25 protein-coding genes are annotated in these 25,505 nt (G+C 64.3%); 23 read left to right on the forward strand and 2 right to left on the reverse strand.

Features of this window, described 5'->3' with window-relative positions; translation table 11 throughout:
• The first annotated feature begins 107 nt into the window (after positions 1 to 107).
• The 5 genes from QM685_RS23685 (at position 108) to QM685_RS23705 (ending at position 6,436) form a co-directional block, all read left to right on the forward strand.
• A complete protein-coding gene (locus QM685_RS23685) occupies positions 108 to 1,040 on the forward strand; it encodes a LysR family transcriptional regulator (RefSeq protein ID WP_415119925.1) in 933 nt (310 codons plus the stop codon).
• Between the two features lie 184 nt (positions 1,041 to 1,224).
• Positions 1,225 to 2,457 carry an MFS transporter gene (locus tag QM685_RS23690; RefSeq protein WP_415119927.1) on the forward strand — a complete coding sequence of 411 codons (1,233 nt, stop codon included), beginning with the start codon at positions 1,225 to 1,227 and terminating at the stop codon, positions 2,455 to 2,457.
• 16 nt (positions 2,458 to 2,473) lie between these two features.
• Entirely contained in the window at positions 2,474 to 3,280 is an 807-nt protein-coding gene (locus QM685_RS23695) for an SDR family NAD(P)-dependent oxidoreductase (protein WP_415119929.1), read from the forward strand.
• A gap of 99 nt (positions 3,281 to 3,379) precedes the next feature.
• Positions 3,380 to 5,020, forward strand: coding sequence for a carbohydrate porin (locus QM685_RS23700; RefSeq protein WP_415119931.1), 1,641 nt, complete (start codon positions 3,380 to 3,382; stop codon positions 5,018 to 5,020).
• 246 nt (positions 5,021 to 5,266) lie between these two features.
• Positions 5,267 to 6,436 (forward strand): alpha/beta hydrolase family protein, encoded by a 1,170-nt coding sequence (locus tag QM685_RS23705; RefSeq protein ID WP_415120109.1) that lies wholly within the window; start codon positions 5,267 to 5,269, stop codon positions 6,434 to 6,436.
• A 35-nt stretch (positions 6,437 to 6,471) separates the two neighbouring features.
• Here QM685_RS23705 and QM685_RS23710 read toward each other — a convergent pair whose 3' ends face one another.
• The gene (locus QM685_RS23710; protein WP_415119933.1) at positions 6,472 to 7,386 is read right to left on the reverse strand and encodes a LysR family transcriptional regulator; all 915 of its coding nucleotides are present in this window, start codon (positions 7,384 to 7,386) and stop codon (positions 6,472 to 6,474) included.
• Between the two features lie 211 nt (positions 7,387 to 7,597).
• Between QM685_RS23710 and QM685_RS23715 the strand changes: the two genes are divergently transcribed.
• From QM685_RS23715 to QM685_RS23800, 18 genes are all read left to right on the forward strand, one after another.
• Positions 7,598 to 8,578 carry an NAD-dependent epimerase/dehydratase family protein gene (locus QM685_RS23715; RefSeq protein WP_415119935.1) on the forward strand — a complete coding sequence of 327 codons (981 nt, stop codon included), beginning with the start codon at positions 7,598 to 7,600 and terminating at the stop codon, positions 8,576 to 8,578.
• Positions 8,579 to 8,581: 3 nt separating this feature from the next.
• Positions 8,582 to 9,634: an SMP-30/gluconolactonase/LRE family protein gene (locus tag QM685_RS23720; protein ID WP_415119937.1), complete on the forward strand. Its 1,053-nt coding sequence runs from the start codon at positions 8,582 to 8,584 to the stop codon at positions 9,632 to 9,634.
• The gene (locus QM685_RS23725; RefSeq protein ID WP_415119939.1) at positions 9,631 to 10,635 is read left to right on the forward strand and encodes a fumarylacetoacetate hydrolase family protein; all 1,005 of its coding nucleotides are present in this window, start codon (positions 9,631 to 9,633) and stop codon (positions 10,633 to 10,635) included. Before QM685_RS23720 ends, QM685_RS23725 begins: the two co-directional genes overlap by 4 nt.
• Before the next feature lie 15 nt (positions 10,636 to 10,650).
• Entirely contained in the window at positions 10,651 to 10,980 is a 330-nt protein-coding gene (locus QM685_RS23730) for an antibiotic biosynthesis monooxygenase family protein (protein WP_415119941.1), read from the forward strand.
• A gap of 26 nt (positions 10,981 to 11,006) precedes the next feature.
• On the forward strand, positions 11,007 to 11,777 hold the full coding sequence (locus QM685_RS23735; protein WP_415119943.1) for an SDR family NAD(P)-dependent oxidoreductase: 771 nt from the start codon (positions 11,007 to 11,009) through the stop codon (positions 11,775 to 11,777).
• Positions 11,778 to 11,958: 181 nt separating this feature from the next.
• The gene (locus QM685_RS23740; RefSeq protein ID WP_415119945.1) at positions 11,959 to 12,903 is read left to right on the forward strand and encodes an ABC transporter substrate-binding protein; all 945 of its coding nucleotides are present in this window, start codon (positions 11,959 to 11,961) and stop codon (positions 12,901 to 12,903) included.
• A gap of 35 nt (positions 12,904 to 12,938) precedes the next feature.
• The gene (locus QM685_RS23745) at positions 12,939 to 13,736 is read left to right on the forward strand and encodes an ABC transporter ATP-binding protein (protein WP_415119946.1); all 798 of its coding nucleotides are present in this window, start codon (positions 12,939 to 12,941) and stop codon (positions 13,734 to 13,736) included.
• A complete protein-coding gene (locus QM685_RS23750) occupies positions 13,733 to 14,491 on the forward strand; it encodes an ABC transporter permease (RefSeq protein ID WP_415119948.1) in 759 nt (252 codons plus the stop codon). The genes QM685_RS23745 and QM685_RS23750 overlap by 4 nt, the downstream gene beginning before the upstream one ends.
• Positions 14,488 to 15,270, forward strand: a complete 783-nt coding sequence (locus QM685_RS23755) for an ABC transporter permease (protein WP_415119949.1) — start codon at positions 14,488 to 14,490, stop codon at positions 15,268 to 15,270. Before QM685_RS23750 ends, QM685_RS23755 begins: the two co-directional genes overlap by 4 nt.
• A gap of 90 nt (positions 15,271 to 15,360) precedes the next feature.
• Entirely contained in the window at positions 15,361 to 16,446 is a 1,086-nt protein-coding gene (locus tag QM685_RS23760) for a porin (protein WP_415119951.1), read from the forward strand.
• 81 nt (positions 16,447 to 16,527) lie between these two features.
• A complete protein-coding gene (locus QM685_RS23765; protein ID WP_415119953.1) occupies positions 16,528 to 17,463 on the forward strand; it encodes an ABC transporter substrate-binding protein in 936 nt (311 codons plus the stop codon).
• Positions 17,464 to 17,511: 48 nt separating this feature from the next.
• Positions 17,512 to 18,291, forward strand: coding sequence for an SDR family NAD(P)-dependent oxidoreductase (locus QM685_RS23770; RefSeq protein WP_415119955.1), 780 nt, complete (start codon positions 17,512 to 17,514; stop codon positions 18,289 to 18,291).
• A 37-nt stretch (positions 18,292 to 18,328) separates the two neighbouring features.
• On the forward strand, positions 18,329 to 18,862 hold the full coding sequence (locus tag QM685_RS23775) for a cupin domain-containing protein (RefSeq protein WP_415119957.1): 534 nt from the start codon (positions 18,329 to 18,331) through the stop codon (positions 18,860 to 18,862).
• 72 nt (positions 18,863 to 18,934) lie between these two features.
• On the forward strand, positions 18,935 to 20,323 hold the full coding sequence (locus QM685_RS23780) for an MFS transporter (protein ID WP_415119959.1): 1,389 nt from the start codon (positions 18,935 to 18,937) through the stop codon (positions 20,321 to 20,323).
• Positions 20,324 to 20,724: 401 nt separating this feature from the next.
• Positions 20,725 to 21,084, forward strand: a complete 360-nt coding sequence (locus QM685_RS23785; RefSeq protein ID WP_415119961.1) for a BON domain-containing protein — start codon at positions 20,725 to 20,727, stop codon at positions 21,082 to 21,084.
• A 190-nt stretch (positions 21,085 to 21,274) separates the two neighbouring features.
• Positions 21,275 to 22,531 carry a LacI family DNA-binding transcriptional regulator gene (locus QM685_RS23790; protein WP_415119963.1) on the forward strand — a complete coding sequence of 419 codons (1,257 nt, stop codon included), beginning with the start codon at positions 21,275 to 21,277 and terminating at the stop codon, positions 22,529 to 22,531.
• A 177-nt stretch (positions 22,532 to 22,708) separates the two neighbouring features.
• Positions 22,709 to 24,016, forward strand: coding sequence for a histidinol dehydrogenase (gene hisD / locus QM685_RS23795; RefSeq protein ID WP_415119965.1), 1,308 nt, complete (start codon positions 22,709 to 22,711; stop codon positions 24,014 to 24,016).
• A 335-nt stretch (positions 24,017 to 24,351) separates the two neighbouring features.
• Positions 24,352 to 24,543 carry a hypothetical protein gene (locus QM685_RS23800; protein WP_415119967.1) on the forward strand — a complete coding sequence of 64 codons (192 nt, stop codon included), beginning with the start codon at positions 24,352 to 24,354 and terminating at the stop codon, positions 24,541 to 24,543.
• A 255-nt stretch (positions 24,544 to 24,798) separates the two neighbouring features.
• Here the strand turns inward: QM685_RS23800 and QM685_RS23805 are convergent, their stop codons facing one another.
• On the reverse strand, positions 24,799 to 25,488 hold the full coding sequence (locus tag QM685_RS23805) for a TetR/AcrR family transcriptional regulator (RefSeq protein WP_415119969.1): 690 nt from the start codon (positions 25,486 to 25,488) through the stop codon (positions 24,799 to 24,801).
• Positions 25,489 to 25,505 lie beyond the last annotated feature (17 nt).

Consider the following 25,505-nt stretch of genomic DNA (forward strand, 5'->3'; position numbering starts at 1 on the left):
TTCTGTTTTGCTTGCCGGTACTGTAAAGCGCTTCATCTATCGAGACCATCAATTCCTAGTGGAAACACGCATTGATGGCATCGGATGCTTACCGGATAGTGCCGTCCATGAGACTAGGCCACTTCGACATGAATCTGCTCGTCGCGCTCGACGCGTTGCTCGACACGCGCAGCGTCACGCGCGCGAGCGAACGGCTGCATATCGGCGCGTCGGCCACGAGCAGCGCGCTCGGGCGGCTGCGCGAGTATTTCGGCGATCCGCTGCTGATGCAGGTCGGCAGGCGCATGGAATTGACGCCGCTCGGCAGGAGTCTCGCGCAGCCGGTCCGCGAGATCCTGCTGAGCGTGCAATCGACGGTCGTCGCGCGGCTCGAATTCGATCCGGCGCAGGCGCGGCGCAACTTCGTGATTCGCGCGTCGGACTATCTGACCACGGTGCTGCTGACCGACGTCGTGCAGCGGCTGCAGCGCGAGGCGCCCGGCATCACGCTGCACATCGCGAACATGGCCGACGACGTGCCCGACCAGCTCGATCGCGGCGAAGTCGACTTCGTGATTTACCCGAGCATCTCGGTCAATCCGAATCATCCTTCGCAGGTGCTGTTCGAAGACAGCCTCAGTTGCGTCGTGTGGAACGGCAATCCGCTCGTCGGCGAGGAACTGACCCTCGATCAGTACAGGGAGATGGGCCACGTCGCGGCAACTTTCGGCGACAGCCGCAGCGTGAGCTTCGACAGCCTGATGATGGCCAACCTGGGGATGTCGCGTACCGTCGAAGTCACCACGACCAATTTCAACACGCTGCCGCAGCTCGTGATCGGCACGACACGCGTCGCCACGGTGATGACAAGGCTTGCGCGGCTGTATGCGCATTACCTTCCCTTACGGCTGTTGCCGCTGCCGATGAAGCTGCCCCCGCTCGTCGAGGTGATGCAGTGGCACGCGATCAACAACAGCGATCCCGCGCACGTGTGGATGCGCCGAGTTTTGCAGGAGCAGGCGCAGTTGTACGTGGGCGCGGCCACGAAAACATTCGACTGATCGGGCGGCGCGGGATGGCCGTTCGTTCGATGCAGTCAAATGGTCGTGTCGACGCAATCTGATTGTGTCGTACGGTGTCTGCGGGAATCATTCGTCTCACACAAAACGGCAAGCGTTGTTAGAACGACGCCGGCATCCGCCGGCAGAACGGGCAGCGCGGACCTCGATAAACGGAGACGACCTCATGCATGTCCAGACGGATGGGCGCCGCGGCGCGCCCGCTGCCCGTGAAGCAAACCTGTTTCACGCGCTGATTCTGCTCAGTACGGTCATTTGCGGCACGCTCGCGCCGACCGTGATCGGCCCGGTGCTGCCCGCGATGCAGAAGCACTTCGCGAACGTACCCGACATCGAAACGCTGGTGCCCGTCGTCGTCACGATGCCGATGCTGGTGCTCGGCGCGCTGGCGATGGTGATCGGTGCGATCAGCGACCGCATCGGCCGCAAACGCGTGCTGGTCTTTTCGCTCGTCGCCTATGCCGTGGCGGGCACCGCGCCGCTCTACCTCGATTCGATTCATGCGATTCTCGCAAGCCGGGCGCTCGTGGGGCTCGCCGAGGCGGCGGTGATGACGGTCAGCACGTCGTTCATCGGCGACTACTTCAGCGGCACGCAGCGCGACCGCTACGCGTCGCTGCAGGTCACGGTCGCGTCTACCTCGGCGTTCGTTTTCAACCTGCTCGGCGGCGCGCTGGGCGCGCACGGCTGGCGTACGCCGTTCATCGCGTACGCGTTGCCGCTGTTGCTTGCGCCGCTGGTGCAGATCTTCATCTGGGACACGCGCCGCGAAACGGGCACCGCGGCCGCGGTCAGCCATGCCGGCGTCGACGAACCGGCCTTCAACCCGTGGCTGCTCGCGCTCATCTGCGTGGCGGCGTTCGGTGTCGGGATGGTCTTCATGGTCGTGCCGGTGCATCTGTCGTTCATGGTGGTTCAACTCGGCGTGCAGTCGACCAACGAGATCGGCCTCGCTTACGCGACGAACAGCGTCGGGATCATCGTGGGCACGCTCGCGTTCGGCTGGTTTATCGCCGCCCGGCTCACGGTGCCGCAGCAGTTTGCGCTGGGTACCGCGCTCTGCGGCGCAGGCTTCGTTTGCATGGGTTCGGCTCATGACTTTCCGACGCTGACTCTGGGCGGCGCGCTCAACGGCTTCGGTTGCGGCGTGATCCTGCCCGCGCTCGTCAGTTGGGGGCTGCGCTCGCTGCCGTTCTCGCGCCGGGGTTTCGGCACGGGTGCGTTCACCGCGGCGCAATTCGTCGGCTACTTCTGCAGTCCGCTGGTGGTGATGCCGATGGTCGCGCATTGGGGCTCGCGTTTCGTCGTGGTGCAGGCATGGGGCGTCGCGCTGCTGCTGCTCGCGGCGCTTGGCTTCGCCGTCGCGCTGATCGGCGCGCAACGCCTCAAGCTCAGCTGAACCAGTGGAGAACCCGATGAAACCTGTTTTCAAACCCGCTCTCGCGATTCAGGCAGGTGAGCGCCTGCGCGGCAAGGTGGCTGTCGTGACGGGCATCGGCAGCGGCATAGGCCGTGCATGTGCGATGTTGTTCGCGGCGCAGGGCGCGCGCGTGGTCGGTTGCGATATAGATGCCGATTCCGCCGGCCGCACCGTCGATGCGGTTCGTGCGAACGGCTTCGAAATGGACAGCTTGCAGCCTTGCGATCTGACCGATCCCGAGGGCGCGGCGAAGCTCGTCGAATTCGCGTGCGCGCGGCACGGTGGCTTCGACGTCGTTGTCAACGCGGCGGCGTTCGGCGCATTCGCGTGGCTGCAGGAGATGGACTATCAGACCCAGTGGCGCGCGACGCTGACCGGCGAGCTCGATATCGTGTTCCTGCTATGCAAGGCCGCGTGGCCCGTGCTGATTGCACGGGGCGGCGGCTCGGTGATCAACTTCGCGTCCGCGAATGCGTCGGTCGCACTCGACGGCTCGCCGGCGGTCGCGCATTGCGCCGGCAAAGGGGGCGTGCTCGCGATGACGCGTCAACTCGCAATGGAAGGCGGACTGCACGGCATACGCGTGAACAGCATCTCGCCGGCGCTCGTCGAAACGGCCGCTACGCGCGCGCACATGGCAGCTCAGCCCGAGTTTCTCGAACGGGCACTCGCAAAGGCGATGGTCAAGCGAACCGGTCAGCCGGAGGACATCGCCTGGTGCGCGCTCTATCTCGCCTCCGACGAGTCGAGCTGGGTCACGGCCGCGAACTTTCCGATAGACGGCGGCGCTACGGCCTGGTAGCGCAGCACCGCTCATCCATTTCCAACTTCCTGTAGCAGACCGCTCCCTCGAGAGGCGCGGTGGGCCCCTCTTTGCCCGCAAAAATAACGGAGACACCACATGACATCGAACAGGTCTGGAATCATTGGCTTTCGGCATCCTGCCGCCCTGCGTCTGTCGGCGATCACGATCGCTGCGATGCTGGCGGCGGGCACGGCGTTCGCTCAGGCGACGAACGATGCGGCCGCCCCGGACGCAACGGCGAAGCCGGCCGATGCGCAGCCGGCCCGGCCCACGAAGGGAGCCGACGCAACGCGCGGTGGTGACGCCCGCGTGCACGGGCAGAAAGCGGACCTGCATGCCGCCGGTACCACGGCGGCGAGCACGCCGGCAGCGGCCACGCTCGCGCAGAACAGCGATACCTTGAGGCAGGCCTTCACTGACCGCCCAACCGTTCAACAGGGCATACCGTCCACTGACCAGCTCGGCGTATCGCACGTCGGCAACGCGACGCCGGAGCCGCCGGAAAATCCGCGGCAGGGACCGTTGTCCTCGATCGGCAAGAAGATGAACGACTGGGGCTTTACGCCCGTGTTTAACCTCGTGCAGATGTATCTCGCCAATCCGGGTGTCGGCCAGCAGACCGGCAACCACGAGGCGCTGACGTTTATTTCGGTCGGCGGCGATTTCGATATGCAGAAGATCGCGGGCCTGAACGGCGCGACCATCCACTTCCAGCAATTGTTCGTGCCGTTCACCTACAACCTCGACTGGGGCAAACAGGTCGGCGACGTACTGGCCGGTCAACCGGGGCCTTACGTGCCGAAGGTTTCCCATCTCGCGCTCTTCACATGGGAGCAGAAGGCGTTCCATGACAAACTCGACTTCGAAGTCGGCAAGAGCAATCCGGGGCTGTACTTCGCCGCTCCGGTATGCAATCAGGGCTTCGGTTGTCAGAGCGCGATCCTGCAGGACAACGCAGGCATGAACCCGCCCATCTATGTGAACTGGGGCGGACGTGTCCGCTATAACCTGACGCCTGCGTGGTCCGTGCAGGCGGGCGTCTGGCGATCCAACCCGGCGTTCCCGTTTACCAATGGGTGGGAATGGACGGACAGCGTGCCTTCCAGCAACGTCTGGCTTGCGAACGTCGTGTACCGGACCACGTATCAGACCGACCCTTACCCGAAGAGCTATGAGCTGATGCTCTACTACAACACGGCGACGCAGACCGATCCGTTCACGCTGGGAACGCACAAGGGCACGTCAGGCGTTTATTTCGGCGGCCGCCAGGTGGTGTACCGGCCCGATGGCGGCAAGGCCGGCGCGAGCAGTCCGACCGCGCTGTCGGTATTCGCGACTTCGACGGCCACGTTCGATTCGCGCTCGAGCACGGGGCTCGCAATGACGGGCAGCACGGGCCTGATCCTGGAAGCGCCGTTTCAGAGCCGGCCACATGATAGTTACTCGCTGAGTTTCAACTGGGCGACGCTGACACCTCACGAGCAGGAGTATCTGAAACAGCAGAATCTTGCCGCGGGCGGAACCGGCTACACGGTGGGACGCACCCAGTTGGGACTGAAACTGGATGCCAATATTGCGGTCACTCGCAGCATCATCGTGAGTCCCTACGTGATGCGCACGTGGAATACGAACACCTGGGGCAATCCCGCGTATGCCGGTACGCCGAGAAACGGTTTTGTCGCGGGCGTTCTCGCGAGTGTGTTCTTCGACAAGATGCTGGGCTTGACCGACCACTGAAACCGGGCGTGAGCGGTTTGCGGTGTTGCCTTCCTGACTGGGAGGACGGTGACGTCATCGCGGCATTGCTGACGTGATACCGCCGCCGCATGCATGAGCGCGATGCCTGGCATCGAAAAATGCGATGCCGGGTGTAGTCGCAGCGGTGACTACAATTGCAGCGCGTCGGCGCGAGCAGGGGCAAGCTTTGCGATAACAGAACAGGCGGCGGCGCGCCTACCATGAGGGAGACCGTCAACGATGTCGCTGTTCCAGTATTTTCCGACCAATTACGTATGGAGTCTTGCCGTCGCCGGCGCGCTGGAAGCCGGCGCGAAGATCGGTGAGATCGAAGAAATCTGCGGATCGCTGCGCAAGGCAGCGGAGCAGGGCGACGACGCCGGCACCGAAGCCTTTTTTGCCGCATGGGTCGTAATGGGCGACAAGCTGATTGCGCTCGCCCGAGCCGACCTCGAAGCCGGCCGTGAACTGAGCGCCGGTGAAAAGCTCGACCGCGCGGCGCTGTACTTCATCACCGCGGAGCGCATGCAGGCGCACGATTTCGCTCCGCGTCACGCGCTCTATCGCAAGATGCTCGACACGTTCGCGCAGGCGCAGCGGCTGTTGCGCTCGAACTGCACGCGCATCGAGATTCCGTACCGCGACGTGCATCTGGCCGGTCTGCTGGTGCGGGCACGCGGAGCATCTGCCGACTCGCGCCCGCCGTTGCTTGTGATGCTGAACGGACTCGATTGCACGAAGGAGATGCTTTATCCCAATCCGTTCACGCGGCAGATCACCGAGCGGGGCGTTTCCGTTCTATATCTCGATCAACCGGGATCGGGCGAGGCGCTGCGCTTGCACGACCTGCCCGCGGTGGCGGACACCGAAGCGTGGGCGAGTGTCGTCGTCGACTACCTCGAGACGCGAGCGGACGTCGATCCGCAACGTATCGGCCTGGCAGGGGTCTCGTTGGGCGGCTACTACTGTCCGCGCGCGGTCGCGTGCGAGCCGCGCTTCGCGCTCGGCGCCGTATGGGGCGCGAATCACGATTGGGGGGAAATCCAGTTACGGCGGCGTCAGCGCGAGGGCGAGAACCCCGTACCGCATTACTGGCAGCACGTGATGTGGGTGTGGGACGCGCAGAACGTCGACGACTTCATGCGCAAGGCCGCGTCCGTCACCCTGGAGGGCGTGCTGGATCGCGTGAAAGTGCCGTTCCTCGTGACGCACGGCGCAAATGACCGGCAAATTCCGCTCTCGTATGCGCATCGTACTTACGAGCAACTCGTCAATAGCCCCGACCGCGAGTTGAAGATCTTCACGAGCGAGACGGGCGGCGTCGAACACGTCAGTCTCGACAACATGTCGAATGCCGGCGCGTACATCGCCGACTGGATCGCGGAGCGGCTCGGCGGCCGCACCACGGCCGCCTGAACGCGCGCCACGTCGCCCGCGCCACCGAGCAGGATTCAGACGGGCGGCAGACGTTTGGCCGCGGCGATGATCCTGTCGCGCAACCAGACCGTGGCCGCGTCGGAATCGCGCGAGCTGTGCCATTGCAGTACTTCGACCAGTCTCGGCGTTTCGAACGTCGGCTTGACGAGGCGTACTGGCAGGCTGTCGGCGCAGCGGTATGCAAGCCGCGTGTGCATGGTCGCGAGCCGTTGTGTGCCGACGACCATATGCGGCAGCAGGTTGAACGTGTGCGCGGCGACTTCGACGCGGCGTGCGCGCTTGTGCTGATGCGCAAACCACATCTCGAACATCGGCAGGCTGCGGCTGCCGTTCTGGAACCCGATGTGGCCCGAGTCGAGGTAGTCGTCCAGCGAGATCTCGTCGCCGAAACTGTCGTTTTCCCGCGCGGCGACGATCGTGTAGGTATCTTCGAACAGCACTTCGCTCGAATGGTGCGGCGAAGCGAACAACTCGTGATTGATCACGAAGTCCACTTCGCCGGCTTCGAGTTCCGCAGCCGAATTCACGCTGGGCTGACGCAGTTCGACCGTGAGTCCCGGCGCTTCGCGATGCAATTCGGCGAGAACGTCGAACAGCAGGATGCTCTGCACGTAGTCCGAGGCGACGAAGGAAAAATGCCTGCGTGTGTGCGCGGGATCGAACATGGGACGCGAGGCGAGGGCTGCGTCGATGCGCACGATGACGTCGTTGATGGGCTCGATGAGGCTTTCCGCCAGTTGGGTGAGCTCGGTTCTGCGGCCGACCTGGACCAGCAGCGGATCGTCGAAGAACTCGCGCAGGCGGCCCAGCACGCCGCTCATCGCCGATTGCGTCATATGAAGGCTCTCGCCCGCACGCGTCACGTTCTTTTCCTGTAGAAGGGCCTTGAGAGCGACCAGTAGGTTCAAGTCCAGCCGGTTGTAACGCACTGCTATCTCCTGCCTGAAGCCTGATTGCGGATATGGGGAAATGGCGCGAGTCGCGCGAAGGCCTGGCGTGGCCGTGGTGCTGGACCCGCCAGTATCGATAAACGTGATGCCGTAGATCGTGAAATTCGATTTTTCGGGCAATGGCGAGGTGGCTAGTATGCCCCAGCGTCAGGCGAAAAGCCTACATCGACAATAACACTTCGGGACAACCATGAACCTGCTGGTGACCGGTGCCAACGGATTCGTTGGACGGCTGCTCGTTGCCCGCCTCGCAGGCGGCGCAATTCTTCCCATCCCTTTCACGAAACTGGTGTTGCTGGACCGGACGTTCAACACTGCTTGCCGTGAATGCAACGATCCACGCGTCGAATTCGTCGAAGGCAGCATCGCCGACGGCGATGTGGTCGCGCGCGCATTCGAGAGCGCGCCCGATATCGTGTTCCACCTCGCGAGCGTGCCCGGGGGCCTCGCCGAGCTCGACTACGCGATGGGCCGTGAAGTCAATCTGAACGGCACCCACGCGCTGCTCGACGCTTGCGCACGACTACCGCGGGCGCCGCGGTTCGTGTTCGCCAGTTCCATTTCGGTGCTGGGCGCACCGCTGTCCGAGCCCGTCGACGACACCACCGAGCCGCGTCCGAACATGAGCTACGGCGCGCACAAATGGATCGGCGAAATCCTCGTCGACGACTGCCACCGGCGTGGCTGGATCGACGGACGCAGCATCCGCCTGCCCGGTATCGTCGCGCGTCCGCCGCAGCCGACCGGCGCGCTGTCGATCTTCATGAGCGATGTGATCCGCGAACTCGCGGCCGGGCGCCCCTACGCGTGCCCCGTCTCGGGCGACGCGACCATGTGGCTGATGTCCGGCGCGACCATCGTCGACAACCTGATCCATGCGGCGCTTGCCGACATTCCTCCCGACGTGCGCAAACGCAGCTGGACGTTGCCCGCGCTGCATTGCTCGATGCACGAGCTGGTCGAAGCGGTCGGCATTCATGCGCGCCGTCCGGTCGAGTCGCTGGTGAGCTATCGCCCCAATGCAGCGCTCGAAGCCAGCTTCGGCAACTACCCGCCGTTGGAGACCCCGGCCGCCGACGCGCTGGGCTTCCGTCACGACGGCACGCTAGCGCGGCTCGTGGCGCGCTCGCTCGACCCCTCGCATATCGATTCCCTCCCCGCGGACGCCTGATCCATGCCATCCATCCAAAACCCGCTGAAAGGCTGGCAACTCCAGCGCAGCGACATTAGCTACGTAGGCCATGATCTGCGTCGCCCGGAATGCATCCTCGCGCAGTCCGACGGCACGTTATGGACCGCGGATGCGCGCGGCGGAATCATGCGCATCGCTGCGGACGGCCAACAGACTCTGATCGCGGAGGTGCAGACTCACGCGCAACTCGACGAGAAGCCGGGCGTGGAACGGGTCATCCTCGAAGGCACGCTCCCCAACGGCGTGGCATTCGACAGCAACGGCGACTTCCTGATCGCCAACTTCGGCACCGACCGGCTCGAATTGATGCGTCGCGATGGCAGCTCGACCGTTCTGCACGACAACATCGACGGCGAGCCCATCGGCAAGGCCAACTTCGTACTGACCGATTCGAAGGGCCGCATTTATATGACCGTGACGACGCGACTGCAGCCATGGACGCGCTCGATCAATGAAAAAACCCCCGACGGCTATATCGCGCTGATCGACGGGAAGGGCATTCGCATCGTTGCCGATGGCTTCGTCGGCACCAACGAAATCCGCTTTGACGCGAACGAAGAGTGGCTCTACGTCGTGGAGAGCAACGGCAAGCGCATCTCGCGCCTGCGCGTGCGCGAGGACGGCACGCTCGGTGAGCGCGAGATCTTCGGGCCCTCGAATCTGGGCACCGGCTTCCCGGACGGCTTTGCGTTCGACGCCTTCGGCAACCTGTGGATCACGATGATCATGGCCGAGCGCCTGATCGCGCTCACGCCCGAAGGCGACCTGCTCGAACTGTTCGACGACGGCGTGCCGCCGGCCGTGGCCGCGGTCGAGCGGCACTATCGGGAGGGCACGGTGACGCCGGAAATTCTCGCGGCATGCCAGGGGACGGTTGCGCCGTGGATGGCCAGCGTCACGTTCGGTGGCCCGGACCTGCGAACCGTCTACCTGGGCAGCCTGCTCGGCAACCGCTTGCCGTGCTTCCGCGCCCCGGTCGCCGGCCTGCCCCTGCCGCACTGGCATCGTCAATTCGACCTGAAGGAGACTGCATGAAATTCGCTACCTTGCGTGACGGCACCCGCGACGGCTGCCTGTTGCTGGTATCGCGCGACCTGTCGCGCGCCGTGAAGTCAGACGACATCGCGCCTACGCTGCAACGCGCACTCGAAGACTGGCGCTCGGTCGAGCCGGCGCTGCTCGAGCGCTACGCGGCGCTGAACGCAGGAACGGCGGCGGGCGCCTTTGCCTTTGAGCCGGCGGCATGCATGGCGCCGTTGCCTCGCACGCATCAGTTCGTCGATGCATCCGCGTTTCTCAATCATGGCCAGATCATGAGCCGCGCCTACGAGCTCGACCCGCCGCCGACGGACCGTTCGGTGATGATCCAGCGCCAGGGCGACGACTTTCGCGGCGCGCGCGAGGACTACAGCTTCCCGGATCCCGGCGATCAATGCGACTTCGAGGGCGAGGTGGCGGTCGTGCTCGACGACGTGGCGCAGGGCGTGTCGCATGAAGCCGCGCTCTCGCACGTTCGCCTCGTGCTGCTGTTCAACGACGTGAGCATGCGCGGCAAGCTGGTGCAAGAGCTCAAACTCGGCTTCGGCTTCATTCAGGCGAAGCCCGCGCCGGCCTTTGCGGCAGTGGCGGTGACGCCGGACGAACTGGGCGACGGATGGGCGGACGGCCGGGTCAACCTGTCACTGCACGTGTATCGCAACGATGAGCGGGTGGGCAAGCCCAATGGCCGCGAGATGTCGTTCCCGTTCGGGCGCCTGATCGAGCAACTGGCCTATAACCGCAATCTGACAGCGGGCACGGTACTCGGCTCCGGCACCTTCTCTAACGAAGACCATGCCGCCGTAGGCTCGGCGTGCCTCGCTGAAATTCGTGCGCTCGAACGGCTCCGGTATGGCGAGAGCCGCACGCCGTGGCTCGCCTATGGCGAACGTCTGCGCTTCGAGATGTTCGGGCTGGACGGCCAATCGGTGTTTGGCGCGCTGGAGCAGCGCTTCGTGCCGCCGCAGCAGGCGGCGATCCGCGATACGGCGGCGTAGCCGGCGATGGTCGAGATGGCAACTTTCGAGGTGATGGCTGGGGAAGCGGAGCGGTTCGAGACCGTGTTCGGCGCGGTGGGACGGCTGCTCGCGAGTTCGCAAGGCTACGCCGGACACCGTCTGCTGCGCGACATGAACGACTGCGAGCGGTACGTGCTGATCGTCGACTGGCGTGACGGCGGTGGCGGCGCCGCCAGCTTTCGCGATTCGGGGCGCCTCGCTCAGGTGCGTGCGCTGCTCGAACCTTTTCATCGCCTCTCGCCTTCGCTGACTTTTTTCAGCGACGTGGATACGGCTGCCGACACGGCAGGGCTATCGCCCTGGAAGTCACATTGCGCGGACTGAGAGCGGGCAGCAAACAACGGAGCGGTATGAACACGACTTCAATCAAGGCGCCGGCGCCCGTATCGGTGGTGACCGGCGCCGCGGGCGGCATCGGCGCGGCCATCTGCAAGGCTTTCGCCGACGCCGGATTTATCGTGGTAGCGGGGTATCGCAGCTCCGCGGGACCGGCCCAGGCGTTGGTCGACAGCCTCGGCGGCATGGCAGGTCATGTCGCGATGCAGGTCGACGTGGCCGACAGCGCCTCGCTGGCGAAGCTGTCGCAGGCAGTGGCCGGGCGCTTCGGACGCTGCGATGTGCTGGTCAACTGTGCGGGTACTACCGGCTTCATACCGCACGCCGATCTGGAAGGGCTCGACGACGAATTGATCGATGCGATTCTCGCGACCAATGTGCGCGGCCCGTTTGCCGCGGTGCGCGCGTTTCGTCCGTTGCTGGCGCAAAGCGGGCAGCCCGGCGGTGGGGTCGTCGTCAACCTGTCCTCGATTGCGGCGCGCACGGCGATGGGCAGCAACGTCATGTACTGCGCGTCGAAGGCGGCGCTCGACAACATCACGGCTTCGCTCGCGCGTGCTCTCGCGCCGTGGATCCGCGTGCTGTCGGTCTCGCCGGGGCTCGTCGATACCTCGTTCGTCAAAGGACTCGACCGCGGCTGGCGCGACGAGCAGGCGCAGCGCACGCCGTTGCAGCGCTTCGCGGCGCCCGCCGAGGTCGCGGCTGCCGTCGTGGCGGCCAGCGTGGCGCTGAGTTTTTCGACCGGCTGCGTCATCGCTGTCGACGGCGGCCGACCGTTGGGCTGAAGCGCCGTGCGTGCGGCGGACGCCCATCTGGGCATCGAGCGCGCGAATGGGGCCCATCGCGAGAAACGATTCGAATTCGGGGGCATGACTGGCTAGCCTCTGTCGAAACAACGATCGCAATCCGTCGCGGCAGGCAACGGATGATGCGAGCCATAACAAAAGCAGGATGAAGGAGACAATCGTGAAGAAACTATTCGATGCGCTGGCGCACATCCGCGCGTGCATCCTGGTGGCGCTACTGGCCGCGGCGAGCATCTCGTCCCCGGCGGCGGCGGACGAATTCATCGTCGGCTTTACCGGCATGGGCGACTATGCGCCGATCTTCGTCGCGAAACAGCAAGGCATGTTCAACGCGCAGGGCATCGATCCGTCGCTGAGGATGATGTCCCAGGTCGCGTCGGCCGTGGCGTCCAATTCGGCGCAGATCGGCGGCGTCACGCCGACCGTGCTGCTTCAGGCGATCGACAGCGGCCTCGACCTCGTGGTGATCGCCGGCGGCTCGCAGACCACGCACGCCGATCGCAGCTTCGGCGTGGTCGTGCGCACCGGTCGCGACATTCACCAACCGAAGGACTTCGAAGGCAAGACCGTCGGCGTGCAGGCGATGGGCGCCTTTCTCCACGTGACGTTCCGGAAGTGGTTGCAGGACAAGGGCGTCGATAGCAACAAGGTGCACTTCGTCGAAGTCAAGATCCCGCAGATGAACGACGTGCTGAAGGGCGGCTCGGTTGATGCGGTGGTGGTGCCGAACCCGTTCATGCAACGCATCGTCGACGCCGGCAATGGTTTTGTCGGCGCCTACTACTCGGCGGATTTGCCCGAAGGCATGCCGTCCATGGTGTACGTGTCGACGCGAACGTGGGCCGACGCGCACCGCAAGGAAGTCGCCGCGTTCCGCGCAGCGCTCGAACAGGGAATCGCGTTCACGCGCAGCCACCCGGACGCCACGCGCGCGGATATCGGCGCGTTCATCAAGGTCCCGCCTCCCGTGCTCGCCAAGATCCAATGGGCGCGCCTGAATGCGCAGATCACGCCTGCCCAGCTCGACATGTGGAACGGCATCATGCGCGATCAGCATCTGCTGAAGGCCCCCGTCGACGTTTCGAAGCTCTTCTTCACACCATGAATTCATCATTGAAATCGCTACGCAGCGTCCGCGCCGTGCCGGATCTTTCGCCTGACACCACACCGACGCAGACCACGTCTTTCATCTCGTTTCGCGACGTTTCGCTGACGCTGGGCGGCCGGCAGATCCTCGAGCGTCTGAGCCTCGATTTGCGGCGCGGCGAGTTCGCCTGCGTGATCGGCCCTTCCGGCTGCGGCAAGACGACCTTGTTGCGCCTGTTGACGGGACTTGCGGCGCCGAGCTCGGGCGTGATCCTGCGCGATGGAGTACCTGTCAAAGGCCCGGCGCCCGACGTGGCGATCGTGTTCCAGGACTACGCGCGCGCCTTGCTGCCGTGGCGTACGGTCAGAGCCAACATCGGTCTCGCGCTGGAAGCGCTCGGCGTGGCGCGCGCCGAGCGTCCAGCGCGTATCGACGAGTTGCTGCACAAGGTCGGCTTGAGCGCGCATGCCGACAAGTTTCCCGCGCAACTTTCCGGCGGCATGCAGCAGCGCGTGCAGATCGCGCGTTGCCTCGCACAGCGGCCGGCAGTACTGCTGATGGACGAGCCCTTCGGGGCTCTCGACGCGATGACGCGCCAAAGCCTGCAGGACCAGTTGGCCGAACTCTCACAGGAGGCGGGCACGACCGTGCTGTTCGTCACCCACGATCTCGAAGAAGCCATCTACCTGGGCGACCGCGTGATCGCGCTGCAGGCGAACCCCGGGCGGCTTGCCAGCGTCATCGAGGTCGGCCTGCCGCGGCCGCGCGACCAGCTCGGCTCGCGCGAGCATCCCGCTTTCCTGCGGCTGCGCCGCGAGCTCTTCGACTTCATTCAGGGGCATGAGGTATGAGTCGCGCCACATGGCAGGCCCTCGCATTGCCGGCGTCGCTTGTCGTGCTGGCCGAGCTGGCGATGCGCACCGCACACGTGCAGAGCGACGTGATCGCGCCGCCTTCGGCCGTCGTCGTTGCGGCGTGGGACGCGCTCAAGGACGGCACGCTGCGGCGCGCCACCTTCGAAACGCTCGGCGCGGCGTTGGGCGGCGTGCTGCTCGGCGGCCTGAGCGGCCTCGCACTCGGCATCTGGTTCGGTCTCTCGCGCAGCGCCGCGCGGCTGGGGGCAATGTCGATCGAGATTTTCAGGCCGATCCCGGCTGTCGCGCTGATGCCGATCGCGATGCTCGTGTTCGGCTTCGGCTACCGGATGGAGATCGCCACGGTCGGCTTTGCCTGCTTCTGGCCGGTGCTGCTGCTCACCCAGGCGGCTGTCGCGAACGTCGAGCCCCGGCTGCTCGAAGTCGCCAGGGTGCTGAGCCTGAGTCCGTGGCGACGTGTCTGGTCGATCGTGCTGCCCGCAGCGTTGCCGCGCATCCTCGTGGCGTTCCGGCTCGCAACGGGCGTGGCGCTGGTGGTGGCGGTCACCGTTGAGATTGCAACGAACCCATTCGGTTTGGGATACGAAATGATGAATGCGTCGCAGAATCTGCAACCGGCGTTGACGCTCGCGCTGCTTGTCTGGGTGGGACTGCTCGGCTGGTCATGCAATGCGTTGATGAGCGCCGTGGAGCGGCACGGCTTGCGAAGATTCTCGGGAGTGCGCCCATGAGAGCGGAAATCAAGGCAGGCGAACGTCTGTTGTGGTCGGCCGGCAGCGTCGCGGTGACGGCGGCGATCATCGGCGCATGGGCGCTGTGCACGTCGCGCCATTGGGTTTCGCCGGTGTTCCTGCCGGCACCGTTCGACGTGTGGACGACCTTGCGCGACGGCATGCTCGACGGCGATCTGGGCAAGCTTGCGGCCGGCACGGTCGAACGGATGTTCCTCGGATGGCTCGTGGCGTCGGTGCTGGGCATCGCGGCAGGGGCGGTGCTGAGCATGTCGGGCGCGTGCCGGCGCTGGCTGCAGCCGTCGCTCGAATTCATGCGGCCGCTGCCGGCCTCGGCCATCGTACCGTTGGCGATCGGCTTTCTCGGTCTGTCGCCCTCGATGGTGCTGTTCGTCATCGCGTTCGGCGCAGTATGGCCCGTCCTGCTCTCGACGATGCACGGCTTCCAGTCGGTCGAACCGCGGCTGCGCGAAGTGGCGAGCGTGCTGCGCCTCTCGCGTGCCGCGTTCATCTTCAAGATAGGGTTGCCCAACGCGCTGCCCGACGCGCTGGCTGGCATGCGGCTCTCGCTGACGATCTCGCTGATCCTCGCGGTAGTGGGCGAGATGCTGGCCTCGCAGGACGGTTTGGGGACGGCGATTCTGTTGGCGGCGCGCAGTTTCCGGGCGAGCGATCTGTTCGCCGGCGTCGCGCTACTGAGCTTGATAGGTTTTGTCAGCAATTTCCTGTTGCTGACGGTGCAGCACTTTGCGTTGCCGTGGAAACGTACGACGCATTGACGATGTCCTGACCCGTCCGCGGAGGCGGCCGCGAAAGCCCGGCGCTCCCGCAGGCATGAAGGCGAAACGATAACAACACGGAGACCCGAATTGGAGATCAAGAAATTAGTAGTATTGGTGGGTTTGACCATCCCGGTTATGGCCAGCGCGCAATCGAGCGTCACGCTTTACGGCGTTGTGGATACCTCACTGGAAATGGCGAATACCGGCGCGAACCAGGTGGTGCGGATGGCGAGCGGCAAGGTTGTCTCGTCGCGCTTCGGCATGCAAGGGCAAGAGGATATCGGTGGCGGCACCAGAGTGATATTCCGGCTCGAGAACGGTTTCAACAGCGCGACGGGCGCGCTGGCGTCGTCCAGTGTGTTGTTCAACCGCGAGTCGTGGGTTGGCCTGCAGAGCAACTATGGGACCGTCAAGTTCGGCGTGCAATACACGCCGTTTCATACCGCGCGCGTGAAGTTCGGTGCGACCGTGTTGGGCGACGGCATGTCCTGGGGCGTGGCGATGACCGATTTCACGTTCGGACCCACCGTGCGGCCGAACAATTCGGTGCGTTACGAATCGCCGGTCATCGCGGGCTTCACGTTGCGAGCAATGTATGCGCGCGGAACGAACGGCACGACGGGCCAGCCGGGGTCGCTGGGGGATATCCGCAGCGCGGGGCTCGAGTACGCCAATGGCGCGCTGCTGTTCGAAGCCGCCTGGCTCGATCAGGTCGGCACGACGGCCAATCCGATCACCAGTAGCAGCCCGACCGCGCGCGGCAACTTCTCGCTCTTCACGCTCGGCTACGACTTCGGCTTCATGCGACCGCGCGCGGTGTTCCAGATGCATCGCGGAGGACCGAACGTCAGTACTTCCTATGCCGCGGGAGCGGTCACGCCGAAGCACAACATTTACGAGCTCGACGACACCATCCCCGTGGGCCGCGACATGGTCACGCTGTCGGTCGGCCATTACGCGAAGCTCGGCGACAGCAGCGGTGATGCGACGGGCTATCACATCCGTTATGACCATCCGCTCAGCAAGGCCACCGTCTTGTATGCGGGTGCCGGTTACGTTCGCAACGGCAGTTCGGCGAGCTTCACCGTCGGTGACGCCTCGGCCGCGGGCGTAGCGGTCAAGGCCGGCGAGAACGCCACTTCGGTGGCCGTGGGTCTCGTGCACAGCTTCTGATCCAACGGCGGCCTCGGGGCGGGACGCGACACTCGCGTGGCGTGTTTCCGCCTGCATTGCAATCATTCAGGAGGAGTTTCGATGCGGGTATTGAGAATGCTGGTGGGCGCGCTCGCGTGCGTGCTGATGTTCGACCACGCGGCGGCACATGCGCAAGGCTTGCCGATCGTGGTCGGCTACACGGGCGTGTCGGAGTTCGCTCCACTCTTCGTCGCGAAGGACAAGGGTTTCTTCGCGCAGCGCGGGCTCGACGTCGAGATCAAGCGCATGACGCTGACCTCGACGATTCCGTCGGCGCTGGTGTCGGATTCGCTGCAGGTGGGCGGCACGCCCGGCACCAACGTCTTGCAGGCCGTGGACAGCGGGCTGGACCTGACGGTGATCGCCGGCGACACCGTTACGATGCACACCGACCGCAACTTCGCCGTGGTACGGCGTCCGGGCGCACCGATTCACAACGCCGCGGATTTCATCGGCAAGAAGGTCGGCGTACCGGGGCTCGGTGCCTTTCTGCATGTCGCATTTCGCAAGTATCTGACGGCGCACGGCGTCGACTTCCACAAAGTGACCTTCGTCGAAGTGCAGATCCCGCAGATGCGCGATGCACTCAAGGGCGGGCTGGTCGACGCCGTGATCGCGCCCGACCCGTTCCTGACGCGCATCGTGCAGACTGGTACGGGCGAAGTGGTGTCCTACTTCGCGGCGGATCTTCCCGATGGCCTGCCGTCGCTCAGCTACGTGGCCGCGTCGCGCTGGGTGAGCGCCCATCCGCAGGCAGCGCGCGCGTTCCGTGACGCAATCGCGCAGGGCGTCAGCTGGATCGCGGCCAATCCTGAAGAGACGAAGCAGATCGTCGGCAAATATCTCGGTCTGCCGCCGGATGTGCTGGCCACCGTCAGGATCGCGACGCTCGGCGCGACCCAAACCCAGGCGCAGTACGCGCTCTGGGTGGACATCATGCGAGAGCAGGGGATGTTGCGCAATTCGCCCGACCTCAACCGCCTGATTCTGAACTGACATTCAACCAGTCATCGGCCGGGACCTTTCCCGGCAGGAGCACATTCCATGAGTCATCCGTTGTACGACCTGCATGGCAAACATGCGCTCGTTACGGGAGCATCGCGCGGCATGGGGCTCGCGATCGCGCGCGCACTGGGTCAGGCAGGGGCGAGCGTCATTATCGCGAGTAACGATGCCGATGAAGGCGAGACGCAGGCTGACGCATTGCGCAAGCTCGATCGCCTCGATGCGAGCTTCGTCTTCGTCGACGCCGGCGAACGCGAAAGCGTCGAGGCGATGTGGCGGCAGGCGCTGCAAACGCGTGGCGCGATCGACATCGTCGTCTGCAATGCCGGCGTCGCGCCGCACATGGGTTCGCTCGCCAGCGCGAACGACGATCAATGGGCAACCACGATGAACGTGAATCTGCACGGCGCGGTGTGGCTGACGAATCTCGCGGCACCGGCGATGGCAGAGCGTGGCGGCGGCAGCATCATCCTGACGTCGAGCATTGCCGGTGTGCGCGGCAATAAGGCGCTTGGCGTGTATGGCGTGTCGAAGGCCGCGCTCGCTGCGCTGGCGCGCAATCTGGCCGTGGAGTGGGGGCCGCGGAACGTGCGTGCCAACGCGATTTCGCCCGGCATGATCGCGACTGAGTTCGCACGGCCGCTGCTCGACGACCCCGAAGTGCGCGACCGCCGGATGCGGGCCACCCCGCTGCGCAGGCCTGGCACGCCCGAAGAAATCGCCGGCGTGGCGCTGCTGCTTGCGGCGCCGGGTGGCGCATTCATCACCGGCCAGAACCTGATAGTCGACGGCGGCACGACGATCAGCGATGGCAATTGAGTCGGACGAACCGGACCAGGACAGGAAGGAGGCTTGCGTGAAGCATCAGGTAAGGCGACTCGTGACGGGCAGCGATCCGCAAGGACGCTCGTATCTGCTCCAGGATGCCACGGCGCCGGTCAAGCCCGTCAAGGGACTGCCGGGGCTCGTCTTCCACGAGCTCTGGCGTACGGCGCACGCGCCGTCGCCGGTGGCCGCGCTGGCCGATCCGGCGGCACCATTGCGTCTGACGCCGGAACCGGGAGGGACCGTGATCCGGATTTGCGACATTCCGCCCGACGCCGCGCATCACCAACCGGGCGCGGATATCGATGCGCATTTCGCCGAAATGGGCCTGAGCAAATCCGGGGCGCCGGTCGATGCCGATCCGCACGCGCTGATGCATCAGACCCGGACCGTCGACTACGGCATCCTGCTGGAGGGCGAAGTGTGGCTGGTGCTCGACGACGGCGAGACCCGCCTGTCGCCAGGCGACGTGGTGATCCAGCGCGGCACGCGCCACGCGTGGAGCAACCGCACCGAGTGCCCGGCGCGCATGGCCTTCGTGCTGGTGGACGCCAGGGCCGACTGACCACGGGCGCGCCACGGGCTGGCTACGCGGCACGGGCGCGTCGTTTCGTACCGATATCGAGGAGACCCCGCGATGAAACCTGTCCTGCCGGTGCAGGCCGAAGACCTATTGTTCCGGCGTATCGCCCGCCGCATCGTGCCGTTGCTGTTCACTTGCTACCTGGTCGCGTTTCTCGATCGGGTCAACGTCGGCATCGCGCAGTTGCAGATGTCGCAGTCGCTCGGTTTGAGCGCGGCACAGTACGGGCTCGCGGCGGGATTGTTCTTCTTGCCCTACGCGTTGCTCGAAATCCCCAGCAACCTCTGGTTCGAGCGGATCGGCGCGCGGCTCACGTTGCTGCGCATCATGGTGCTGTGGGGGCTGACGGCCTCTGCCACGATGTTCGTCAGAGGGCCGGCCCAGTTCTTCGCGCTGCGCATGCTGCTGGGGGCGTTCGAAGCCGGCTTCTTTCCCGGCGTCATTCTCTACCTGTCCTACTGGTTTCCGAGCCGCTATCGGGCGCGCACGACCAGTGCGTTCTGGGTCGGCAGCGTGGCGGCCGGCGCAGTCAGCGGACCGCTGTTCGGCAGCATCATGACCGGGCTCGACGGCGTAGCGGGCCTTCAAGGCTGGCAGTGGGTATTCCTGCTCGCCGGCGCGCCCGCATGCATGCTAGGCGTCATCTGCTATTTCTGGCTCGACGACCGGCCGCAGGACGCCCGCTGGCTCTCTGCGCAGGATAAGGCGATGCTCGAGGAAGCCCATCGCGCGGATCACCTCGCGCTGCATGCAACAGATGCTGCGCGTGGCGAGGCGGCCGCGAGGCCCTTCGCCGTGATCCGCGATCCGATGATCTACGCGTTGACGCTGATCTACTTCGCCGGTTCATGCGGCGGCTTCACGATGAATTTCTGGTTGCCCGCAATGATTCGCGATACGGGCGTGACGTCGACCACGACCATCGGCTGGTTGGCCGCGATTCCCGCGGTCGCGGGAATCGTAGGGGCGTTGGTGCTGAGCTACAGCTCCGACCTGCGCCTCGAGCGGCGCTACCACCTGGCCGGCTGTCTGGCGGCAGGCGCGTTGGGGCTCGTCGGGACACTGCTCTGGAAAGGCGGTCCTACCGCTTTGCTGGTGGCGTTTTCGTTCGCGAGCGTCGGCATCTTCGGCAGTATGGCGCTGTTCTGGTCGCTGCCTTCCAGCTACCTGCCGCGCTCGCAGGCGGCGCTGGGCATCGCAGTGATCAACACGCTAGGTATCAGCGCGGGTTTTTTCTGCCCGTCGATTCTCGGCTTCGTCAAGACAATGACAGGTAGCGTTTCGCCAGCTATTGCACTGTTCGCGTTCCTGCTCGCCGTCGGTTGCTATCTGACCATTTTCGTCGTTCCCGAGCGGGCGATGGCGATGAGCCGGCGCGAAATATCCGAAGACGCCAACCTCGGGTTGCCTGCAAACGGCAGCAGCCCGGCTGAGCGCGCGTAGACCACGAATAGCAATCGTTGCACTGAATCCCGCTCTTCACCGCGATCGGCGCCTGCTGCCTCGTGTTTCGAGGGGCGGGCGCCGGCCAGCTCCAGCACGCCTGCTCGTTGCGTTTTTCCCCGATTGCCGCTTCGTTTCGCTTCGAACGAATCCCTCTGCGTATCTGCGCGCACTGGATGATCGGACGGTCATGCACTGAACGACCTCGCGAAAACATCCAGGGCAGGAGCGTTGCCGGGAACTGCCTGCGTTCTGCGCCCACGTCCCCGTGAGATGGAAAAGCACTAGTATGTTTATCGAGCCGCCTCCGTCGATGCATAGGCGGGGCTACCCTTCGAGCCAATAGTTTTTTGCGGATAATGGTTGTGTGCGTTCGCCCCACGAATCCTTGGAGGGTCATCATGAGAATGCATATTGGCAGGAAAGGATTATTTGTGTTTTCGGCCATGATCTGTTGGGCAACCCTGGCGCAGGGATCAGCGAGCATGGCTCATGCAAACGAGGCGGAGCACGTGTCAGGGCCCCCGCCCATGCGGAGGATGTCGGACCGGCAACTGGCAAAAACCGTGCAACGCGCTATTCAGCAATCAGGTGGAATCTACATGGCGGACATGGCAGTCCGCGCGAAAAACGGAATCGTGACCCTCGTCGGGGCCGTGCCGACGACCACTGAAGTCAGTCAGGCAGCCGAGGTGGCGCAGCGTGTTCAGGGAGTGGTCGGTGTCACCAATAACTTGAGGACACAAACACAGGAAAACTGAGCGTCGATAGCCACACGAGCAAAGAGGGCGTGAATTCAATCCAGGGAATCGAAAACCTCACTGTCTGCGCGCGTACGGTTGGCGATCGCGATCTGATCTAGCCGGGCAATTGACAATACCGGCGCACGTCCATTACTGTGCGCGGGCATTTCGCGCTTCGATTTCCCGGTGTGCGGGTGCGGGCGTTTCATTGTGCCCGAGGTTCATTCGATCCAGCTATGGCATCAATCGAAAACGTCGGTCTGCATCGCTTGATTGGCGCGGTGCATGGCGGACGCAGTCGCCGGCTTGCCGCCGCGCGCTGCCGGCTGTCCCGGCTCGCACTACCCGACCAAAGCCAATCGATCTCACCACAAGATTTCTGTCCGGAGGTAAAGCAGGTATGGCCGAGACAAGCTCTCCCCGTCGTCCCGCAACCGCTCATGAGGTTGCGCGGCTCGCCGGGGTCTCGCAGTCGGCGGTGTCGCGCGTGTTTACGCCGGGTGCGAGTGTCGCGCCAGCCACTCGGGAGCGCGTACTCGCCGCCGCCGAGCAGCTCGGCTATCGCCCGAACCTTGTCGCACGTTCCCTCATTACACGACGATCGAACGTGATCGGTGTCGTCGTGCCGGCGAATGGCAACCCGTTCTACCAACGCGTGGTCGAGCGCTTGTCCGCCGCGTTCGCGGCTGCCGGCTACCGCGCACTGCTGTTCACGACGGAGCCGCCCGCCGGTGCCGATCCGATCCTCGAAGACGTGCTGCGATATCGCGTCGACGCGCTGGTGCTGATCTCAACCAGCTTCTCGTCGCGCTTCGCCGACGAATGTCTGCAAATCGGACTGCCCGTCGTGATGTTCAACCGCAAGGCGGATAGTACGGCCGCCTCCAGTGTGACGGGCGAAAACCGCGCGGGAGCACAACGGATCGCTGACTTTCTCGTCGCAGGCGGTCATAAGCGATTTGCGTATCTCGCCGGCCTCGCGCACTCGTCTACCAGTCGCGATCGAGAGGATGGCTTCGTTGCAGGCCTTGCCCGCCATGGCGTGCGGCGAATTCAGAGCGAAGCGGGTGAGTATTCGGCTGAAGGCGCCGAGCGGGCGGCGCGCGCATTGCTTGGCGCGAGGCGCCCCCCCGACGCGATTTTCTGCGCGAACGACCACATGGCGCTGGTCGCGCTGAGCGTGGCGCGCACCGAATTCGGCTTGACCGTCGGCGACGACGTATCGATCGTTGGATTCGACAACATTGAGATGGCGCGCTGGCCGATATTCGGGCTGACAACCTATAGCCAGCCGCTCGACGAGATGGTCGCACGTGCCGCGCGGATGGTTTTCCGGCAGTTGTCCGGCGAGATATCGTCGAGCGTGCAGGAGGTCGTTCCGGGAGAACTCGTTGTCCGCACGTCGGCGCGGCGCCCTGCGAGTGGCGTTGTCGAGCGCGACGGCGAAGCCGTCTGGGCGGGATAGGTGCGTTTCTGGTGCGCCGGGACTGCCTCGGCGCTAATGGGGGAGTACTGTCGTTCCGCTCGTCCGTAGGGTTAACGATAGCTCTCCGTCGCTTGTAGCGACTCATCAACTTCCCGTATCCTTCGCTTTGTTGCATACGTATGCAAACCATCGTCAATCTACTGAAAAGGTGTTTTCATGGCTGTGTGGCTCAAGCAGGGCGCGGAAGCAGAAGTGATCAAATCCGCCGCGAAGGAAGTGCGTGAAACCGTCGAAGCGACGCTCGCCGATATCGAAGCGCGGGGCGATGCCGCTGTGCGCGACCTGTCGATCCGGTTCGACAGACTCGACCGCGACGACTACCGTCTATCGCAGAACGAGATCGACGACTGCCTGGCGCAACTTTCGAAACGCGACATCGCGGATATCGAATTTGCCCAGACGCAGGTCGAGAACTTCGCCAGACACCAGCGCGAATCGATGCGCGACGTTGAGGTCGAGACGTTGCCTGGCGTTGTGCTTGGCCATACCAACATTCCTGTCAACGCGGCCGGCTGCTACGTGCCGGGTGGCAAGTATCCGCTCCTTGCGTCCGCGCACATGTCGGTAATTACCGCTCGGGTGGCGGGCGTAAAGCGGATCATCACCTGCGCGCCACCGTTCAACGGCAGGCCGGCGCCTGCGATCGTCGCTGCGCAACATATGGCCGGGGCCACTGAGATCTACTGCCTCGGCGGCATTCAGGCAGTCGGCGCGATGGCGATCGGCACGCAAAGCATCGCGCCCGTCGACATCCTGGTCGGCCCGGGGAATGCCTTCGTCGCGGAGGCAAAACGCCAGTTATTTGGCCGCGTCGGCATAGACCTGTTTGCGGGGCCGACTGAAACGCTCGTGATCGCCGACGAGAGCGCGGACGGCGAGATGTGTGCGACTGACCTGCTTGGTCAGGCCGAACATGGTCCCGATTCGCCGGCCATTCTGCTGACCACGTCGGAAACACTCGCGCGCGAGACGATGCTCGAAATTGAACGGCTGCTGGAAATCCTGCCGACTGCTGACATCGCGCGCAAATCGTGGGAGAAGTTCGGCGAAGTGATCGTTGCCGCCAGCGACGAGGAGATGGTCACGATCGCCGATGAGATCGCTTCCGAACATGTGCAGGTGATGACGAGGGATCCCGACTACTTCCTGAAGAACATGACGAACTACGGCGCGCTGTTCCTGGGCTCGCGTACGAACGTTGCATACGGGGACAAGGCGATCGGCACTAACCACACTTTGCCGACCAAGAAGTCCGCGCGTTACACCGGTGGATTGTGGGTTGGCAAGTTCCTGAAGACCTGCACATATCAGAAAGTGCTGACCGACGAGGCGTCGGCGATGGTGGGCGAGTACACATCGCGCCTTTGCGCGTTGGAGGGATTCGCGGGTCACGGCGAGCAGGCCAACCTTCGCGTACGGCGTTACGGCCACAAGGACGTACCGTACGCTGGCGCGGCCGTCTGAGTCAGACCGCTTTCCAGAAAGATTACCGCCGCCGTGTGCGGGACCGACAGGTCCACGGGCACGGCGGCGGTGCAAAAACTACTGGCTGGCTCAATCGGCGGCTCACAACGATACGATAAAGGAGGACCGGGAGTATCGTCATCGTTCCTGTCGTGCTTTCCTTGCTGATTCAGGGAGTGGACGCGAGAACAAACGACCTGCTATTGCGCAAGTTGTCGAGTTAATTTGGTGAGATTCGCGGCATCGCGATACTCATCCAGGGCGAAGCGGCGACCTCGGGCACGCGCAGAAGCGAGCGGGTCAGGTTTCGCAGGCGCGGACATTTGCTCCGCGTAATGCTGATCGTTGCCGACGCTGCCGCTCACGACCTTATCGAATGCGTCCTTCAGGTGATCGATCACCGCAGGTTGCCCGTCGGCACCCTGCAAGCGCGCGGTGCGAGCGGCCAACTCTTGAGTGGAAACGAGACCGGAGACGGCATGGCCATCTCCATTCCTTCAGGCGTGTCGATCTTTTCTGCACGTTGATCTTGCAAGAGGGAAGCTGAAATCGCGATGCGTCGCCGCGCTTCCTGCACGTGGCGATTGGCGCTTGCAAGCACAAGCTTCAAAACTAAACGGCATCGATCCTGAAGCGTATCTGCGATACGTCCTCTGACGCAAATCGCATGGCAGGTCGGACCGGAACCTCGCACCGCCTGAATGACGGAGAAGCACGAGCGGCACTCGCTCCTCGGTGCGCATGAACGCGTCAGCAATTGCCTTGGGTAGCGCAACCGGAAGTCACTGCCCCGGCGCGAGACGCCGCTCCAGCATGTCGATATCGTCGCGCAGCAACTGGATCACCGCGCCGACGCTCGGCTCGCGCAACTGCCGTTCGTTTTCCATCTGCACGGAATGCAAGGCCATGTCGGCGATCTGCTCGGAGATCTGTTCGAGCGAGCGCGGTCCGGCGGGCGAGTACCACCACGCGCTCCAGTTGCACATGCCGATGATCGAGAACGCCGCGACCTTCGCATCCAGCGCGCGAAACTGCCCTTGCTGAATGCCGAATTCGATCGCGTGCTGAAACTGTTCCAGCACGGCGCGCCGCGCCTGTTCCGCGAGCTTGCGTTGCCTGGGCGGCAGGTTGCCTTCGTTTCGCTCGACGACCCGAAACTGCAGCGGATGCGTGAGGATCAACTGCGCATGCCGCAGCACCAGATGCCTCAGCATGCCGGCGGGATGCTGCATGTGCCCGGGCACGGCTTCCGACGCCAGTTGTCCGGCCGCGCGCGTGACCGTCTCCGTGAGCACTTCGAGAATCGCTTCCTTGCTCCTGAAGTAGTAGTAGAGCGCGGGCCGACTCACGCCGATCGCGTCGGCGATGTCGTTGAAGCTCGTACCGTCGAAGCCGCGATCGATGAAAAGGCGCGTCGCCACTTCGAGGATGTTTTCGCGCAAGGCGTCGCTCTTGGTCTGGGTTCGGGTCATACGGCGTTTTCGACGGC

The sequence above is a fragment of the Paraburkholderia sp. genome (genome assembly GCF_047605525.1).
In the GTDB taxonomy this organism is placed as follows: Bacteria; Pseudomonadota; Gammaproteobacteria; order Burkholderiales; family Burkholderiaceae; genus Paraburkholderia.